The organism is Rhizobium indigoferae, assembly GCF_034554815.1.
In the GTDB taxonomy this organism is placed as follows: domain Bacteria; phylum Pseudomonadota; class Alphaproteobacteria; order Rhizobiales; family Rhizobiaceae; genus Rhizobium; species Rhizobium leguminosarum.
Genome location: NZ_CP140635.1, coordinates 2,200,421 through 2,217,861, shown reverse-complemented (window position 1 = coordinate 2,217,861; position 17,441 = coordinate 2,200,421). Strand labels below are relative to the sequence as shown.

Sequence of the window (17,441 nt, the reverse complement as noted above, 5' to 3'; positions counted from 1 at the left end):
AGCTGGCGGCAACGCAGCCCGCCCACTCACCCCAAATTTAGTTCCTGGAAAAAATCATTCCCCTTGTCGTCGATGACGATGAAGGCGGGGAAGTCTTCGACTTCGATCTTCCAAACCGCTTCCATGCCGAGTTCGGGATATTCGAATACTTCAACCTTGCGGATACAGTCCTGGGCAAGACGGGCGGCGGGGCCGCCGATCGAGCCGAGATAGAAGCCGCCGTGCTTCTTGCAGGCCTCGCGCACGGCGCGTGAGCGGTTGCCCTTGGCAAGCATCACCATCGAGCCGCCGAAGGACTGGAATTGGTCGACGTAACTGTCCATGCGCCCGGCCGTCGTCGGGCCGAAGGAGCCGGAGGCGTAGCCGACAGGCGTCTTGGCGGGGCCGGCGTAATAGACCGGGTGGTTTTTCAGGTAATCGGGCATGCCTTCGCCCTTTTCCAGCCGTTCGCGGATCTTGGCATGGGCGAGGTCGCGGGCAACGATGATGGTGCCGGTCAAGGACAGGCGGGTCTTGACGGGATGCCGGGAGAGTTCGGCGAGCACCTCGGCCATTGGCCGGTTGAGATCAATGCGCACCGTCGATTCCGACAGTTTCGCCTCGTCGATCTCGGGCATGTATTTCGACGGATCGCTTTCGAGCTGTTCGACGAAGATGCCGTCGCGGGTGATGCGGCCCTTGGCCTGACGATCGGCGGAACAGGAGACGCCGAGGCCGATCGGCAGCGAGGCGCCGTGGCGGGGCAGGCGGATGACACGCACGTCATGACAGAAATACTTGCCGCCGAACTGAGCGCCGACGCCCATCTGCTGCGTCAGTTCGTGGATTTCCTTCTCCATCTCGATGTCGCGAAAAGCGTGGCCGCTCTCGGACCCTTCGGTCGGCAGCTCGTCGAGATAGCGGGTGGAGGCGAGCTTGACGGTTTTCAGGTTCATCTCGGCCGAGGTGCCGCCGATGACTATCGCCAGATGGTAGGGAGGACAGGCTGCCGTCCCTAAAGTCAGGATCTTCTCCTTGAGGAAGTCGATCATCCGGTCATGGGTCAAGAGCGAGGGCGTGCCCTGGTAGAGAAAGGTCTTGTTGGCGGAGCCGCCGCCCTTGGCGACGAAGAGGAATTCGTAAGCGTCGGTGCCTTCCTCGTAGATGTCGATCTGGGCCGGCAGGTTGTTCCTGGTATTCTTCTCCTCGAACATTTTGACCGGCGCGAGCTGCGAGTAACGCAGGTTCTTCTTCTCGTAGGCATCCATGACGCCGCGGGCGAGCGCCGCCGTATCCTCGCCCTCGGTCCAGACCCTGCGGCCCTTCTTGCCCATGATAATCGCCGTGCCGGTATCCTGGCACATGGGCAGCACGCCGCCGGCGGCGATATTGGCGTTCTTCAGAAGATCGTAGGCAACGAAACGGTCATTGTCCGTGGCCTCGGGGTCGTCGAGGATCGAGGCGAGCTGCCTGAGATGGCCAGGGCGCAGCAGGTGGTTGATGTCGGCGAAGGCGGTTTCGGCCAGCAAGCGGATGCCTTCCGGCTCGACGGTCAGGATCTCCTGGCCCTTGAACGTATCGACCGAGACATGGTCGCCACTGATCTTGCGGTAGGGGGTGGCATCCTTGCCGAGGGGGAAGAGATCGTCAGCCATCGAAGTGACCTTTCTGGTAGGGCGTCGCTAGATTGGAACCGGTCTAAATCCGCCGCGGGGCAAAAGCAATCAGGATGCGTCGGAGTCCGGCCGGTTAAGCCAGGGTCGCGCGGGCTGCACCGCGCGCAGTGGGTGAGGCTAGCGTAATCGCCTCGACAAAGACGACTCCAGGTTGCCTTCTGTTCGAGGCCAGTTCATATTCCCGGCAGCGTTAACCTGCCGGGGCTTCGAATGACAAATGCAAAGCCAACTGCTGTCGACGACCTTCTCGTTTTTTTCGAAGACAATTGGATCCGCGGGAATCTGCTGCGCCTCTCCAGCGATCCCGAGGGAGCGGACATGTATGTTCGCTTCGTCAATGGCGTGCGCATCGACGCCAAACATGGGCCTGACCACGAAACGATCATAAGGGGCGAATACGGAACCTTCAGACTGAAACCTGACGGTCACTTCGAGTACGAGTTGGACTACACACTCGACGTCGTGAAAAATTTAACGAAATACGATCAGCTCATCGAGAAGTTGAGCTTCAAGATGTCCGATGGCTCAGGGGGCACGGACCTCGGCGTGCTGACGCTCGCGATCGACGGCGTCAACGAAGGCGATAAATACCACGAGGTCCTGGATTTCGACGATATGGGCGTCTTGTCGAGGGCCGATAATTTCTCTCTGCCTGACTATCGCAACTTTGCACTTTCAGTGAATGGCAGCCACGACCTGACGCTTCTGAACGGGTATGTCTATGATACCATCCCGGGTGTCGACGCCATCACCGAGGACGGTTTCAGCGATACCGTTCTATCGCCGGGTTCTGCGCCCGTAAGCCTGAAAATGCTCGATGGCGGGGAGTTCACCTTTCAGAGCGTTTCGATTGCCGAATTGTCGGCAGCGCCCTTTCACCTGACGCTCACTGCGCTGAACGACGGCCAGATCGTCTATCAGCAGGAGCTCGAGGTCACCGGCCCCACTCTCGAGGTCAATCTCGAAGACATCGAAGAAATCCGTTTCGACTTCATGGGCAATTCTGTCGTGATGGACAATTTTTCGCTGTTTGCCTTGCTATAGGCTGGAGGGAGTCGAGGCGTTGCGGCATATCCCCTTCTCCCCGCGAGCGGGGAGAAGGTGTCGGCAGGCGGGTGAGGGGCTGCCTACTTCGGCCCGATCATCGTTTCCGGGCGCACGATCTCGTCGTACTCTTCCGATGTCACCAAGCCGCTGGCGAGGGCCTCTTCCTTTAGCGTCGTGCCGTTCTTATGCGCTGTTTTGGCGATCTTGGCGGCTGCGTCGTAGCCGATCTTCGGGGCAAGTGCCGTTACCAGCATCAGCGAGCGTTCGAGGCCGGCCTTGATATTGTCCTCGCGCGCCTCGATGCCGACGACGCAATTGTCGGTGAAGGAGACGGCGGCGTCGGCGAGCAACTGCACCGACTGCAGGAAATTATAGGCCATCATCGGATTGTAGACGTTGAGTTCGAAATGGCCCTGGCTGTCGGCGAAGGTCAGAGCCGCGTTGTTGCCGAAGATATGGATGCAGACCTGCGTCAGCGCCTCGCACTGGGTCGGATTGACCTTGCCGGGCATGATCGAAGAGCCGGGCTCGTTTTCCGGCAACGCCAGCTCGCCCAAGCCGGCGCGCGGGCCGGAGCCGAGCAGGCGGATGTCGTTGGCGATCTTGAAGAGGGCGGCGGCGGCCGCATTGATGGCGCCATGGGAAAAGACCATGCTGTCATGCGAGGCGAGCGCCTCGAACTTGTTCGGCGCGGTGACGAAGGGCATGCCTGTTATGGCAGCGATCTCTTCGGCGACCTTTTCGGCAAAGCCCACCGGCGCATTGAGGCCGGTGCCGACGGCAGTACCGCCCTGGGCGAGCTCGCAAAGGCCGGGCAGGGTCATTTCGATGCGCTTGATGGCGGAGCCGACCTGGGCGGCATAACCCGAAAATTCCTGGCCGAGCGTCAGCGGCGTCGCATCCTGGGTGTGGGTGCGGCCGATCTTGATGATGTGGCTGAATTCGGTGACCTTCATGTCAAGGGCGGCATGCAGGTGCTTGAGGGCCGGGAGCAGGTGATGGGCGATTTGCTCTGCGCAGGCGATGTGCATGGCCGTCGGATAGGTGTCGTTCGACGACTGGCTCATATTGACGTGATCGTTCGGATGCACCGGCTTCTTGGAACCCATGACGCCGCCGAGCATTTCTATTGCACGATTGGAGATCACCTCGTTGGCATTCATATTGGACTGCGTGCCCGAACCGGTCTGCCAGACCACCAGCGGAAAGTGGTCGTTCAGCTTGCCCTCGATCACCTCCTGGGCGGCGTCGACGATGGCTTTGCCGAGGCCAGGATCGAGCTGGTCGAGCGACATGTTGGCGCGGGCGGCCGCCTGCTTGACGATGCCGAGCGCGCGCACGATCGATAGCGGTTGCTTTTCCCAGCCGATCTTGAAATTGCCGAGCGAACGCTCGGCCTGGGCGCCCCAATATCGGTCGGCGGCGACGTCGATCGGGCCAAAAGTATCGGTTTCGGTGCGGGTTGCGGTCATCAGCCTTGCCTTCCCTTTACATGCTGTTTTCGGGCATTTTCGAAAGATGAGGTCTTATAGGTTGGAAAGCCCGACAAGAAAACTGGACGCCGTGCGAAATATTGAAATCGGAAGTCATGTTTGCGCAGGCTTTTCGGCGTGCCTTTTAGGCCACTTTGGAAATTTTATGCATCCGGGCGTTTTCACCCCACTGGTCTGCCGGAGAAAATTCGGTAAAAAATTAACTAATAATTTCATAATTTTGTGTGAACTGCTGGGCGGCGCCATGCAGGATCTCCGTCACATAAAATTGAGTCCGCCGGCGCTGGCGGCGCAGGCCGGTTTCTGATCAATGAGGCCCTACGCTGCTTGAGTTTCGCGGGATTTGAGCTTGGGCCTTGCGCTCGTGACAAGAACAGCATGACACCGGGACTGGAAGATATATGACGTTCGTTTTGAAAAGCGCGGCATCCGCATTGGCAATTTCCTGCGGCGTGGCAGTGATGAGTGCCACACCCGCGCATGCCTATACACTGATGGATATGCTGCGCGGCGACAGGCAGCGGTCCCAGAGCACCATCTTCATGGACCAGATGCCGCCCGGCCGTGTGGGCCAGCGCGGCGGCATTGGCGGATCGCTCGGCGGGCTCGACCCGGAAGCGCCGCTGCCGAAGGTGAGCGGTCCGCGTTATTACACCTACAAAACCGAGACGCTGCAATTCGTCGATACCGGCAAGTTTGCCGATCCCGTCGTCACCGGCGCAGTCGCCGATGTTTCGGGCAGCGGCGATGCCAGCGCCGAACCCGCCGTGCAGCGCCGCTTCCTGGCGCAGGCCAAGGTGCGCGCCAATGTTGACGTTGCAAAGGCGCTCGAAGCCTATTACGGCGACAGCCGCAATCCGCTCGTGTGGGTCGATGGCAACCAGATCAACGACCGTGCCAAGTCGGCGATGTTGGTGCTTGCCGATGCGGGCTTCGTCGGTCTCGACCCGGCGGATTACGTCGTCCAGACGCCTGATATCGACCCGGCCAATCCCGATCCCGCCTTCCGCGACCGTGCGCTGACGCAGTTCGAACTCGAACTCTCCGCCAAAGTGCTGGCTTTCGTGCAGGACACGGTGCGGGGCCGCATCGATCCGAACAAGATCTCCGGCTATCACGATTTCCAGCGCAAGGTGGTCAATCTGGCCCCGGTGCTGAAGCTTGCTCGCATGAGCCCCGACGTCGGCGCCTATATCGCCAGCCGCTCGCCCGATAGCCCGCAATTCCTGGCGCTGAAGGCAGAGCTTGCAAAGCTTCGTGCCGCCGACGGTGGCAACGAAGAGCGAATAGTCGTTTCGCTCGACAAGCTGCTGAGACCTGGCGAGAGCTCACCCGAGATCGCCAATATCGTCAGGGCAATCGGAAAGCACGGTTCCGAAACGCTGAGGACCGATCATGCGGCAACGATTGCCACCTATGCCGGCAGCAGCGACTATTCGCCTGACATCGTTTCGCTGGTCGAGGACTTCCAGAAGGAGCGCGGGCTGAAGGCCGATGGCGTCATCGGCCAGGCGACGGTGCGCGCCATGACCGGCGGCGACACCAATGCTTCGAAGATCGACAAGCTCGTCGTCGCCATGGAGCAGGCGCGCTGGCTGCCGGAGGATCTCGGTTCACGCTATGTTATGATCAACCAGCCCGCTTACATGGTCTACTACCACAATGACGGCAAGGAACAGCTGTCGATGCGCGTGGTGGTCGGCGGCAAGAACAACCAGACCTATTTCTTCGATGACGAGATCGAGACGGTAGAGTTCAACCCTTTCTGGGGCGTGCCGCAGTCGATCATCATCAACGAGATGCTGCCGAAGCTGCGCTCGGATCCGAACTATCTCGACCAGCTCGGCTATGAAGTCGAGGTGAACGGCCATGCCGTCGCCTCATCGAGCGTCGATTGGTATGGCTCGACGGACAATGTCTCGGTGCGCCAGCCGCCGAGCAGCGACAATGCGCTCGGCGAACTGAAGATCCTGTTCCCGAACAGCCACGCGATCTACATGCATGACACGCCGTCGAAGAGCTTCTTCAAGCGCGACATGCGGGCGCTGAGCCACGGTTGCGTGCGCCTTGCCGATCCGCGTGCGATGGCGGCTGCCGTGCTTGGCACGACGGTTGACGATGTCGCCAAGCAGATCGCCAGCGGGCAGAACCATGCCGTACGCGTGCCGCAGAAGATCCCGGTCTACGTCTCCTACTTCACTGCCTGGCCGAACAAGGACGGCGTGGTGGAATATTTCGACGACGTCTACGGACGCGACGCCTATGTCGACAAGGCCTTCGATGCCACAACGAAGGCGCGTGGGGCGCAGATCTGAAAATCGGATTTGATAGTGATGCTGGCGGGCGGTCTTTGGACCGCCCGGTTTGTTTTGGGGTGTCTGCGTGCAAGAAATAAGAGGAGAGGGCGCGCCGTATGGCCCCCTCATCCGCCTGCCGGCACCTTCTCCCCGCTGGGTAGAAGGGACGTTGCGGAGACGCCTCGCTTCTGATCAAACTGTTTCGTGCGGTTGCAGCCGTGCCGCTAGTTCCCCTCTTCTCCCCAGCGGGGAGCAACCATGTTTCAATTTTGCTGGTATTGTGGCGTCCATTCGGTGTTTCGAATGAGGATGGCATTGGCGAGGATGATGAGTTTGCGGGCGACGGCTATGACGGCGCACAGGTGTTCCTTGCCGTTGCTTCGCAAGCGCGCATAGAACGACGCGAGATCCGGATTGTGCCGGGTTGCCGTGAAGGCGCACATGAACAAGCTCTTGCGCAGGCGTTCGCGGCCACCCTGGATGCGGCGTCTGCCATGATGTTTTCCACTATCGTCGTCATAGGGTGCGACGCCGGCAAGGGCGGCGATCTCGGCACGGCCGGCATGGCCGAGTTCGGGCAACCGAATGATCAGGCACAGCGCGCTGCGCAGCCCGATCCCCTTGATGGAGATCAGCAGATCGAGCCGCCGGGCCAGGTCACAATCGTCGCGAACCGTCTTTTCGAGCCGCAGCAGACGGGCCTTGCGGCAGGTTTCGAGCCGGGCGATCTCGCGCGCGTGACGGCGTTTGACGGCCTCCGACAAGGCGGTCTCGGCAAAGGTCTTCACCAGCGCGATCTGCTGCTCGATCGTTCCACATAGGTCAGTTCGGCCGCCAACCTGTCGAAGCGTGCGTCCGGCAGTGCCGGCAACTGCTCGAGACTTGCAGTGAAGAGCGCAATCAGCGCGGCATCGAGCCGGTCGTTCTTTGCCCGCCGAAGCCGGCTCTTGGCGAAGAACCGCAATTGCGCTGGCTGCAGACGCGCCGCCGGTCGCTTGCCGGCCCGCAGATGCACCACGCCATTCATAGCCACCGGAGGCTTCGAAGCCGATGCGACTGACGTCATGCTCTTGAAGGAAAGCGTCAAGCGCCTTCAGACCAGCGGTGTCGTACGTCACCCTCAGCCTTGCGTCGTCGGGATGGATGGCAATGTCGAGATGGCTTTTGCCGACATCGATTCCGGCACAGATCATGCTATTATCTGTCATCTTCGTCGTCCCTGTCTTGGATACGAACCCCAAGGTTCCTGCAACCACACGGGCCAGATGAAGAGCCGGTTGCGATCCTGCTCCCCACAGCCCCAAACGGCTAAGAAGGTGACGATCCGACAACCAGCTTCCGGGCGGGCGGCCACCCGCCCGGAAGCGTTAGTATCCTACATTCCTGTCATCCAAGAAGGTGGCGGCAGCCGGATGAGGGGGCCGCGATCGCAAAGACATACGGCTGATCGCCAAACTTCAGACGGCAACCTTCTCCGCATATTCCTGTAGCAGCCTTTCTACCAGCTGCGGCGTCAGCTCATCGAAATGGGTAATGATAACATCCGGATCGAGGCTCGAAACCGGTACGTCAGAATAGCCGAACGGCACGGCAATCGAGGGCACGCCGGCATTCTTGGCAACGGCGATGTCGTTGATGCTGTCGCCAATCATTACCGTGCGGGCGATGTCGCCGCCGGCGCGTTCGATAGTGCCGGTGAGGTGGCGGGCGTCGGGCTTGCGCACGGGGAAGGTGTCGCCGCCTGATATCGCGTCGAAATATCTGACGAGGTCGAGCTTGTCGAGCAGGCCGAGTGCCAGGCTTTCCATCTTGTTGGTGCAGACTGCGAGGCGGTAACCTTCGGATCTGAGCCGGTCCATGGCGGCGACCAGGCCGGGATAGGGCTCGGTACGGCCGGGCATGTTGCCGGCATAATGGGCAACGAAACGCTCGACCAGCAGCGGCAGGGCGTCGCCTTCGAGCGGATGGCCGCGCAGCCGGCAGGCGCGCTCGATCATCACGCGCGCGCCCTGGCCGACGAGATGGGTGAGGTCGTCGTAGCTGACCGGTTCGAGGCCGAGGGCCGCGATCGTGTGGTTCAGGCTCTCGACCAGGTCCACATGGGTATCGAGAAGGGTGCCGTCGAGATCGAAGACGACGAGCGCCGGGCGAGCGGGGGCAGGGGTCAAGGGCATGTCTCTTTGAGCGATGGTCGTCTTGCGGAGCGATGGATCGTCCTGAGGTAGGCGATCGCGCGGCGGAAAGCAACGTCCGGCGATGGCCGGGAAGGCCGCAGGCCTCTGTTTCGGCTTTTCATTTTCCGTGATGATTTTGACTTTCGTTTGCCAGGCGAGCCGTGTAAACAGCACATCCAACGCAATAATCGGAGCTGGCGGCGCATGGATGCCCGCGAAATGAAGATCAAGGCCGCCGAGGCCGCGCTCGCCCATGTCGAAAGCGGGATGCGTCTCGGAATCGGCACCGGCAGCACGGCGGAAGAATTCGTTCGCCTGCTGGCAGAGCAGGTCGCGGGCGGCTTCAGGGTCGAAGGCGTCCCGACCTCCGAAAGAACCGCGCGGCTCTGCGTGGAACTCGGCGTGCCGCTGAAGTCGCTCGACGAACTGCCGGCACTCGACCTGACCATCGATGGCGCCGACGAGGTCGATACGGGGCTCAGGCTGATCAAGGGCGGCGGCGGTGCGCTGCTGCGCGAAAAGATCGTCGCAGCCGCCTCCGAGCGAATGATCGTCATTGCCGACGAGAGCAAGCTGGTCGAAACGCTCGGCGCCTTCGCGCTGCCGATCGAGGTCAATCCATTCGGGCTCGTCTCGACGCGCATCGCGATCGAAAAGGTCGCGGCCCGGCTCGGCCTCTCGGGTGAACTCGCTCTGCGCCAGTCGGGTGACGGAGAGTTTACCACAGATGGCGGCCATCACATCATCGATGCATCTTTTGGCCGCATTCCTGATGCAGAGGCGCTTTCGAGCGAGCTGAATTCCATACCCGGCGTCGTCGAACACGGGCTCTTTATCAATATGGCGGCACTTGCGATCATTGCCGGTCCTGCGGGTGTGCGCACACTGCAGGCAAACAGATAACAGGAGCGTATACTCATGATGAACATTGCAGGTCTTGGCCGTCTCGCCGCTGCGACCGTCCTTCTTTCCGGGCTTGCCTTCGGCTCCGCCGTCAACGCGCAGGAAGTCTCGGAGGAGCAGCTGAAGGCGTCTCGCGCGGCGATCGACGCCATCGGCGCCACTGCCCAGTTCGACAACATCCTGCCTGGTCTCGCCGAGCGCCTGAAGGCCGGCCTGATCCAGGATTCGCCGAACTACCAGGACATCATTTCGTCGACGGTCGACGCGCAGGCGCTGGCGTTGGCGCCGCGCCGCGGTGATCTGGAGAAGGAGGCGGCACTCACCTATGCCAAGACCTTCACCGTCGATGAGCTGAAGGCGATCGCCGACTTCTACAATTCCGACGTCGGCAAGAAGCTGCTGCGTGACGGCCCGGTCGCCTCGCGCGAGACGGCGAAGGCCGCCGACATCTGGGCGCAGGGCATTTCCCGCGACCTGGAAAAGCAGAGCAACGCCGAGCTTTCCAAGGTCATCAAGGCGCCGCCGCCGGCAACCGACAGCCCGGCCGCTCCGGCTCCCGCACCGGCTGCACAGCAGTAAAACTTGCCCATAAATTTGCGAAAGCCCGGCATCGTCCGGGCTTTTTTGCTATGATGCGGCCAATGCCGCTGGCGAGGCTTCAGGTGAATGCAGATGTCCGATCATGACAAGGCTGTCCGAGTGCGGATATCCGGCAAGGTCCAGGGTGTCGGTTTTCGCTATTGGGCGCGCGATGAGGCCGTACGGCTCGGTTTGACGGGCTGGGTTCGCAATGAAGAGGACGGGGCCGTCGTCGCTGTGATCGCAGGACCCGACATCGCCATTTCGGCGATGATCGAGCGTTTCAGGCGCGGGCCTTCGGAGGCGTCGGTTTCGCGCGTCGAGACGGAAGCAGCCCAGCTTGAGAAAAACCCGACGGATTTCCGCATTACCCGCTGACAGCAACAATCGCTCGGCAGATGCAATTGGCATCGCATATGCGCCGGAACTCAGTCCCTATGGGTTCGGGTTCTTTGCAAGTTGCCACACACCGTCCTCATCCGGCTCCACGCGCTTGTTGCCGCGGTAGAAGATCGGCAATCTCGTCTTTTTGTCGATCGAGAAGCGGCTCGGGGTGTATTTTTCGTCCTCATGGCCCTGAATGGCGAGGCCGAGCGCTTCCTTGAATTTGCCAGCCCTGCACAGATTGGCGAAGAGAGTTTGATCCATCTTTTGCTCCGGCATTCTTTTCCATCCTATGGATTGCCTGCCAGCCTTCGGCGACCGGGTCAATCGCAGCCGTTTACAATGAAGATTCAGCGATGGGAACGGGATGACGCTGGAGCGGGCTTTTGTTTTCGTGATGATCGCCCCTATATCAGGAATATCCTTCCTGCGATTCCCTTCCGGAGCTCCTCATGTCTTCCTACGACTACGACCTCTTCGTCATCGGTGGCGGTTCCGGAGGCGTGCGCGGCGCACGTGTCGCCGCCTCGCTCGGCAAGAAGGTAGCGATCGCCGAGGAATACCGCTACGGCGGCACCTGCGTGATCCGCGGCTGCGTGCCGAAGAAGCTCTTCGTCTACGCCTCGCAGTTCCATGAGCATTTCGAGGATGCAGCGGGCTTCGGCTGGACGGTCGGCGAAAGCAGCTTCGACTGGAAAAAGCTGGTGGCGGCCAAGGATGCCGAAATCGCCCGGCTGGAAGGTCTCTACAAGAAAGGTCTCGCCGGCGCCAATGCCGAGATCCTGGAAACGCGCGCAGAGCTCGTCGATGCCCATACGGTGCGGCTGCTGAAGACTGGACAGATGGTGACGGCCAAGACGATCGTGATCGCCACCGGCGGACGGCCGAACCCGCATGCAGCCCTTCCCGGTCACGAACTCTGCATCTCCTCCAACGAGGCCTTTCATCTTGAAGAGCTGCCGAAATCGATCGTCATCGCCGGCGGCGGCTATATCGCCGTCGAATTCGCCAATATCTTCCATGGCCTCGGCGTCGAGACGACGCTGATTTATCGCGGCGCCGAGATCCTGTCGCGCTTCGACGAGGATCTGAGACGCGGGCTGCACGAGGCAATGGTCGCCAAGGGCATCCGCATCCTCTGCCACGACACGCTGCAGAAGGTTTCAAAGGGTGAGGACGGCCTCATTCTGGAGACGTTGAACAACGGCACGCTGCAGGCCGGCGTTGTCATGCTAGCGCTCGGGCGCGATCCGAACACCGAAGGCCTCGGCCTCGAGGCGGCCGGCGTCGCGGTCGACGAGCGCGGCGCCGTTATCGTCGATGAATTTTCCCGCACCAATGTCGAAAACATCTATGCGCTCGGCGATGTCACCAACCGGGTACAGCTGACGCCGGTGGCGATTCACGAGGCGATGTGTTTCATCGAGACTGAATACAAGAACAATCCGACCCGGCCGGATTACGAGCTGATCCCGACCGCCGTCTTCTCACAGCCGGAGATCGGCACTGTCGGCCTCTCGGAAGAGGATGCGGGCAAACGTTACGGCGAGCTCGAGGTTTACCGCGCCCAGTTCCGACCGCTGAAGGCCACGCTTTCCGGCCGGGCCGAGCGGATGATCATGAAACTGATCGTCGATGCGGCGAGCCGCAAGGTGGTGGGCGCCCATATCCTCGGCCACGATGCCGGCGAGATGGCGCAGTTGCTCGGCATCACGCTGAAGGCCGGCTGCACCAAGGACGATTTCGACCGGACGATGGCGCTGCATCCGACGGCCGCCGAAGAGCTCGTCACCATGTATGCGCCGAGCTATCGGATCCGCGACGGCAAGCGGCTTTGAGCCGCGACAGGCTTTAGCTTTTTGTTTTATGCATGTCGTTGCCCCGGAACCGCTGCACACTTCCGGGCGATTAGAGCGCCGTGCGTCCTTGCGGACGCACAAAGGACGCTCTAACACTTTGAACCTGCGCATCGTGCTTTCCGAAAGCGATTCCGATTTTCGAGCCGATGCATTAGCTGGTGATGCGCGGCGCCCGGATGACCTTGAGGAAAAGCGCTTTCATCGCATCGGTGATACCTTGGGTCGGCGTGACCTCGAAATAGAGGCCGGGCGAAGCGCATGCCTGCATCTTCGTCGGAATCTCGCTCTGGAAGGGGCTGATCCATTTGTTGTACCAATCGTTGCTGGGCAACGGCAGGTAGGTGGTGTAGAGCACGGCGATCTTGACACCGCGATCCTTCAGCGGCTTGCAGAAGGAGGTGTCGATCGGTTCCTGACAGCGGCCGCCGGTCGTCTTCTTGGTGCATGTCGACGGCTTGTAGCTGTCGCCGACGCCATCGGAAACGAAGAACAGGATCTTTTCGGGGCTGATATTCGACGTGCCGTCACCGGCCGGATCGATGATGGTATTCATCTGGGTCAGGGCGCTATCGAAGCTCGTGAGCTGGTCCTGATTGTAGTTCTGGTAGGGAATGGTCATCAGGTCGACGGCGTCGGTGTAATTCTTCACCTTCGTCAGGTCGGAGGTGGGGCTGGAGATCGTCGTCAGCTTGGCGTCTTCGGCTTTGGTGCCGAAAGTATAGACGCCCATGCGAAACTGATCGCTGCTGACGCGTTCGGTCTTGGCCGTATCGGTCAACGCCTGGGTTGCCTGGCGCACGACGTCGATGCGCATGGCGACGCCGAGACTCTTGGCGATTGTGTAATTGTTGGTGCTCTGGTCCATCTGATGGCAGGCGAAGGCGCAGCCTGTTTTGGCCTGCAGTTTCGAAACATCGGTCGCGGTTGCGCCGACGCCCATTGAAGGCGTGTTGTCGAGCAGGATGTAGAAATCCATGAAAGCGGCAGTTTGATATTCGGCCGTCGCGGAGCCCGAGATCGTGATCGAGTCCCGGCCGAGGATGCGCATGAAGGTGGTGGGCACCGTCGCGCTGAAGGAAACCTGCGAATTCAGCTTGTTGGCGGTCTTGGTGACATCGATGCCGAGGTCGACATGAACGTCGGTCAGCTCCCCGGACATCTGAGACATGAAGATACTGCGGGCGTCGTCCTTGCCAAGCGAGATCGTGCCGTTGCCGCTCATGGTCATCGCGGCTGCGACTGCGCCGGATTTTTCGGCGATCGAACCGACGGCGGCGGCATCGGCAGCGGCGTAAAGCTGTGTCCTCAGGCTGAGCGCATGGGCGAGATCCACGGCCATGCCGGCCGCACCGAAGAGCGGCACCACCAGCAGTGCCGTCATGATGCCGAAATTGCCCGAGCGATCCGATATGAAACCGGACGGAAGGATCGCCATGCCATGTCCCCGATGTTGAACTCTTTGCGGTTCTACATTGAAAGTCTAAAATATGGGGAAATCGACATGGTATATGCGGATTTAATCAGAGAATGCCGGGCGGCGCCGGTGAGGCGACAACTGTCGGCGATTGGTCTTTGCAAGCCTGACCTAAAGGTCTATAAGCCGCCGCATATTGAGGCATCCTAAGGTATGGATGTGAGAACGGGTGAGTGAGATGGCAGACAATTGGACCCCGAGCAGCTGGCGGCAAAAACCGATCCTGCAGGTTCCCGAATATCCCGACGCAGCCGCTTTGGCGGCAACGGAGGCCACGCTCGCCAGCTATCCGCCGCTCGTCTTCGCGGGCGAGGCGCGCCGCCTGAAGAAGCATCTTGCCAACGTCGCCGAAGGCAACGGCTTCCTGCTGCAGGGCGGCGACTGCGCCGAGAGCTTTGCCGAACACGGCGCCGACAATATTCGCGACTTCTTCCGCGCCTTCCTGCAGATGGCGGTCGTGCTGACCTTCGGCGCTCAGCTTCCAGTCGTCAAGGTCGGCCGCATCGCCGGCCAGTTCGCCAAGCCGCGTTCGTCGAATGTCGAGAAGCAGGGCGACGTGACGCTGCCCGCCTATCGCGGCGACATCATCAACGGTATCGAATTCACCGAGGAGTCGCGCATTCCGAACCCGGAGCGCCAAGCCATGGCCTATCGCCAGTCGGCCGCGACGCTGAACCTTCTGCGCGCCTTTGCGATGGGCGGCTACGCCAATCTCGAAAACGTCCATCAGTGGATGCTCGGCTTCGTCAAGGACAGCCCGCAGGGCGAGCGCTACCGCAAGCTCGCTGACCGCATCAGCGAAACCATGGATTTCATGAAGGCGATCGGCATCACCTCGGAAAACCATCCGAGCCTGCGCGAGACCGATTTCTTCACCAGCCACGAAGCACTGCTGCTCGGCTACGAGGAGGCGCTGACCCGCGTCGATTCCACGTCGGGCGACTGGTATGCCACGTCAGGCCACATGATCTGGATCGGCGACCGCACGCGCCAGGCCGACCATGCGCATGTCGAATATTGCCGCGGCATCAAGAACCCGATCGGCCTGAAATGCGGCCCGTCGCTGCAGGCAGACGATCTGCTGCAGCTGATCGACATCCTGAATCCGGCCAATGAAGCCGGACGCCTGACGCTGATCTGCCGCTTTGGCCATGAGAAGGTCGCCGACAACCTGCCGCGCCTCATCCGCGCCGTCGAGCGCGAGGGCCGTAAGGTCGTCTGGTCCTGCGATCCGATGCACGGCAACACGATTACGCTCAACAATTACAAGACCCGTCCCTTCGAGCGGATCCTGTCGGAAGTCGAAAGCTTCTTCCAGATCCACCGCGCCGAGGGCACGCATCCGGGCGGCATTCATGTCGAAATGACCGGCAAGGATGTGACTGAGTGCACGGGCGGCGCTCGTGCGGTTTCTGCAGAAGACCTGCAAGACCGCTACCACACTCATTGCGATCCGCGCCTCAACTCCGACCAGGCGCTCGAGCTAGCCTTCCTGCTTGCCGAGCGCATGAAGGGCGGCCGCGACGAAAAGCGCATGGTCGCGAACGGCTGAGACTACAGCGCCGCGCGTCTGAAAAGACGCGCAAAGGACACTGTAGCACTTTGGATTGCTGCATAATTTTACCCTTAAATCGATTCCGATTTAAGGAATTGTGCGGTAGCCCCAAATGGATGAAGAAAAGCCCGGCGATGCCGGGCTTTTTTATGCTGCGAAGGTGGAACTGGCAGTCAGATGCTGGCCTGGACGCTGTGCAGGTTGGCGTAGACGCCGTCTTGCGCCATGAGCTCATCATGGGTGCCCTGTTCGACGATGCCATCAGCCGTCAGAACCAGGATGCGGTCGGCGTGGCGGACGGTCGACAGGCGGTGGGCGATGACCAGGGTGGTTCGGCCGTTCGCCAGGCTGAGCAGTGCCTGCTGTACCGCCCGTTCGCTCTCGTTGTCGAGCGCGCTGGTCGCTTCGTCGAAGATCAGGATCTCCGGATTCTTTAGGAAGGCCCGGGCGATGGTGATGCGCTGGCGCTGGCCGCCGGAGAGCTTGACGCCGCGTTGGCCGATATCGGTGTCATAGCCATGGGGCAGGGCAATGATGAAGTCGTGCGCATTGGCAGCGCGCGCGGCCGCTTCCAGCTCGGCATCGCTGGCGTCGGGCCGGCCGTAGCGCAGGTTTTCCGCCACTGTGCCGGCAAAGAGGTAGACATCCTGCTGTACCACCCCGACATGGCGCCGGAGCGAGGCCAACGTCACCTCGCGGATATCGGTGCCATCGATGCGGATCGCCCCTGCTTCGATATCGTAGAAACGCGGGATCAGCGCGCAAAGCGTGCTTTTGCCGACGCCCGACGGGCCGACCAGGGCGACGAACTCACCGGGCGCGATGGTGAGCGACAGCTGCTCGAGCACCCGCGGGCCATCGGCATCGTAGCCGAAGGCGACATCGGAAAAACTGATCTCTCCCCTGGGCGCCGGCATCGGACGCGCGGCCGGTCGATCGGTGATATCGGGGGCAATCTCCAGGATCTCCATGGCCCTGATGAAGCCGGTGTAGCCCTCCTGCCAGAGGCGCACGAAATTAGCGAGCCGCTGCACCGGATCGACCAGCACAGCGACGCAAAGCAGAAAGGTCAGCATATCGGGGACGGTCAGTTCTGCCGTCAGAATGCGCAGGCCACCGATGACGATAACAATTATCGTGATGAGCTGGGCGAAGGTTTCGGTACCGACCGAAAACCAGGCTTCGCTGCGGTAGCCCTCGGCGCGGCTTTGCAGGAAGCGTCGGTTCTGCTCGGCGAAACGTTCCTTCTCCAGCGCCTCGTTGGCAAAGGACTGGACGACGCGGATGCCGGCAAGAGCATCTTCGACGCGCTCGTTGACGGCGGCGATCTGCCGTTTGCTGGCTTCGAGCGCGCGGTTCATACGCCGGTTGAAATAGAGCGCATAGGCCACCGCCACCGGGGTGAGCAGCAGGATCAGGGCTGCCAAAGGCGGATCGATGAAGAACAGCACCAGCATGGCGCCGCCATATTTCAGCACGGCGATGGAAAGATCCTCGGGGCCGTGGTGAAAGAGCTCACCCAGCCACAGGCTGTCATTGGTGATGCGGCTCATCAGCTGGCCGGTGCGCTGGCGGTCATAGAAGCTGAACGAGAGCTTCTGGCAGTGCTCGAATAGTTCCTGCCGCACCGTGGCCTCGATGCGGGCGCCCATGACGTGGCCGCGGTAGTCGACGAAGAAGATGGCGATAATCTGGACGGCCAGAACGGCGAGCATGATGCCGCCCATGGCAAGGATTTGCCCGAAGGCCTGCGGCGCATCGGGTAGAGCCAGAAGCCGGCTCGTGACGACATTGGCGCAGAGCGGCAGGGCGACCGCCGTGCCAGCGACGAGGATGGCACAAAGCAGATCCGCCAGCAGCAGAGGCAGATGCGGGCGATAGTAGGAGAGGAATTTGTACATGCGCGACCAGCGCCGCCCACGGTCGGCGGAAATCGGATGATCGCGAAGGAAGTTTACGAAGGGGTTATGGCGTCGCGAGTTTTTCCTCGCACGGGAGAACCGAATGTTCATGAAGCTGAG

16 protein-coding genes are annotated in these 17,441 nt (G+C 61.1%); 8 read left to right on the top strand and 8 right to left on the bottom strand.

Going from position 1 to position 17,441, the window contains the following annotated elements; translation table 11 throughout:
• Positions 1-26: 26 nt before the first annotated feature.
• Positions 27-1,634 (bottom strand): fumarate hydratase, encoded by a 1,608-nt coding sequence (locus U5G49_RS11275; RefSeq protein WP_193445800.1) that lies wholly within the window; start codon positions 1,632-1,634, stop codon positions 27-29.
• A gap of 231 nt (positions 1,635-1,865) precedes the next feature.
• Between U5G49_RS11275 and U5G49_RS11270 the strand changes: the two genes are divergently transcribed.
• On the top strand, positions 1,866-2,699 hold the full coding sequence (locus U5G49_RS11270) for a VCBS domain-containing protein (RefSeq protein ID WP_130652527.1): 834 nt from the start codon (positions 1,866-1,868) through the stop codon (positions 2,697-2,699).
• A gap of 83 nt (positions 2,700-2,782) precedes the next feature.
• On the opposite strand, the gene fumC is transcribed toward U5G49_RS11270, so the two are convergent.
• Complete coding sequence (gene fumC / locus U5G49_RS11265; protein ID WP_047621340.1) at positions 2,783-4,174, bottom strand: class II fumarate hydratase; 1,392 nt, start codon at positions 4,172-4,174, stop codon at positions 2,783-2,785.
• Positions 4,175-4,235: 61 nt separating this feature from the next.
• Here fumC and U5G49_RS11260 point away from each other — a divergent pair, with 61 nt between their 5' ends.
• Positions 4,236-4,502 (top strand): hypothetical protein, encoded by a 267-nt coding sequence (locus U5G49_RS11260; RefSeq protein ID WP_130652526.1) that lies wholly within the window; start codon positions 4,236-4,238, stop codon positions 4,500-4,502.
• Positions 4,503-4,596: 94 nt separating this feature from the next.
• On the top strand, positions 4,597-6,510 hold the full coding sequence (locus U5G49_RS11255) for a L,D-transpeptidase family protein (protein WP_193445799.1): 1,914 nt from the start codon (positions 4,597-4,599) through the stop codon (positions 6,508-6,510).
• 245 nt (positions 6,511-6,755) lie between these two features.
• Here the strand turns inward: U5G49_RS11255 and U5G49_RS11250 are convergent, their stop codons facing one another.
• From U5G49_RS11250 to U5G49_RS11240, 3 genes are all read right to left on the bottom strand, one after another.
• A complete protein-coding gene (locus U5G49_RS11250; protein ID WP_193445798.1) occupies positions 6,756-7,280 on the bottom strand; it encodes a transposase in 525 nt (174 codons plus the stop codon).
• A complete protein-coding gene (locus tag U5G49_RS11245; RefSeq protein WP_193445797.1) occupies positions 7,277-7,525 on the bottom strand; it encodes a hypothetical protein in 249 nt (82 codons plus the stop codon). The genes U5G49_RS11250 and U5G49_RS11245 overlap by 4 nt, the downstream gene beginning before the upstream one ends.
• Before the next feature lie 424 nt (positions 7,526-7,949).
• Positions 7,950-8,666, bottom strand: coding sequence for an HAD family hydrolase (locus U5G49_RS11240; RefSeq protein WP_193442459.1), 717 nt, complete (start codon positions 8,664-8,666; stop codon positions 7,950-7,952).
• A gap of 204 nt (positions 8,667-8,870) precedes the next feature.
• Here U5G49_RS11240 and rpiA point away from each other — a divergent pair, with 204 nt between their 5' ends.
• The 3 genes from rpiA (at position 8,871) to U5G49_RS11225 (ending at position 10,526) form a co-directional block, all read left to right on the top strand.
• Positions 8,871-9,569 carry a ribose-5-phosphate isomerase RpiA gene (rpiA, locus tag U5G49_RS11235; RefSeq protein ID WP_018445131.1) on the top strand — a complete coding sequence of 233 codons (699 nt, stop codon included), beginning with the start codon at positions 8,871-8,873 and terminating at the stop codon, positions 9,567-9,569.
• Between the two features lie 15 nt (positions 9,570-9,584).
• Positions 9,585-10,148, top strand: a complete 564-nt coding sequence (locus U5G49_RS11230) for a DUF2059 domain-containing protein (protein WP_018242272.1) — start codon at positions 9,585-9,587, stop codon at positions 10,146-10,148.
• Between the two features lie 93 nt (positions 10,149-10,241).
• Positions 10,242-10,526 (top strand): acylphosphatase, encoded by a 285-nt coding sequence (locus U5G49_RS11225; RefSeq protein ID WP_130716504.1) that lies wholly within the window; start codon positions 10,242-10,244, stop codon positions 10,524-10,526.
• 57 nt (positions 10,527-10,583) lie between these two features.
• Here the strand turns inward: U5G49_RS11225 and U5G49_RS11220 are convergent, their stop codons facing one another.
• Positions 10,584-10,796, bottom strand: coding sequence for a hypothetical protein (locus U5G49_RS11220; protein ID WP_026188416.1), 213 nt, complete (start codon positions 10,794-10,796; stop codon positions 10,584-10,586).
• A gap of 188 nt (positions 10,797-10,984) precedes the next feature.
• Between U5G49_RS11220 and gor the strand changes: the two genes are divergently transcribed.
• Complete coding sequence (gene gor, locus U5G49_RS11215; protein WP_113542097.1) at positions 10,985-12,370, top strand: glutathione-disulfide reductase; 1,386 nt, start codon at positions 10,985-10,987, stop codon at positions 12,368-12,370.
• Between the two features lie 172 nt (positions 12,371-12,542).
• Here gor and U5G49_RS11210 read toward each other — a convergent pair whose 3' ends face one another.
• Positions 12,543-13,826, bottom strand: a complete 1,284-nt coding sequence (locus U5G49_RS11210; RefSeq protein ID WP_112903396.1) for a pilus assembly protein TadG-related protein — start codon at positions 13,824-13,826, stop codon at positions 12,543-12,545.
• Positions 13,827-14,043: 217 nt separating this feature from the next.
• Between U5G49_RS11210 and U5G49_RS11205 the strand changes: the two genes are divergently transcribed.
• Positions 14,044-15,417 carry a class II 3-deoxy-7-phosphoheptulonate synthase gene (locus tag U5G49_RS11205; RefSeq protein WP_018445137.1) on the top strand — a complete coding sequence of 458 codons (1,374 nt, stop codon included), beginning with the start codon at positions 14,044-14,046 and terminating at the stop codon, positions 15,415-15,417.
• 176 nt (positions 15,418-15,593) lie between these two features.
• On the opposite strand, the gene U5G49_RS11200 is transcribed toward U5G49_RS11205, so the two are convergent.
• Entirely contained in the window at positions 15,594-17,432 is a 1,839-nt protein-coding gene (locus U5G49_RS11200) for an ABC transporter ATP-binding protein (protein WP_113542096.1), read from the bottom strand.
• Between the last annotated feature and the right edge of the window lie 9 nt (positions 17,433-17,441).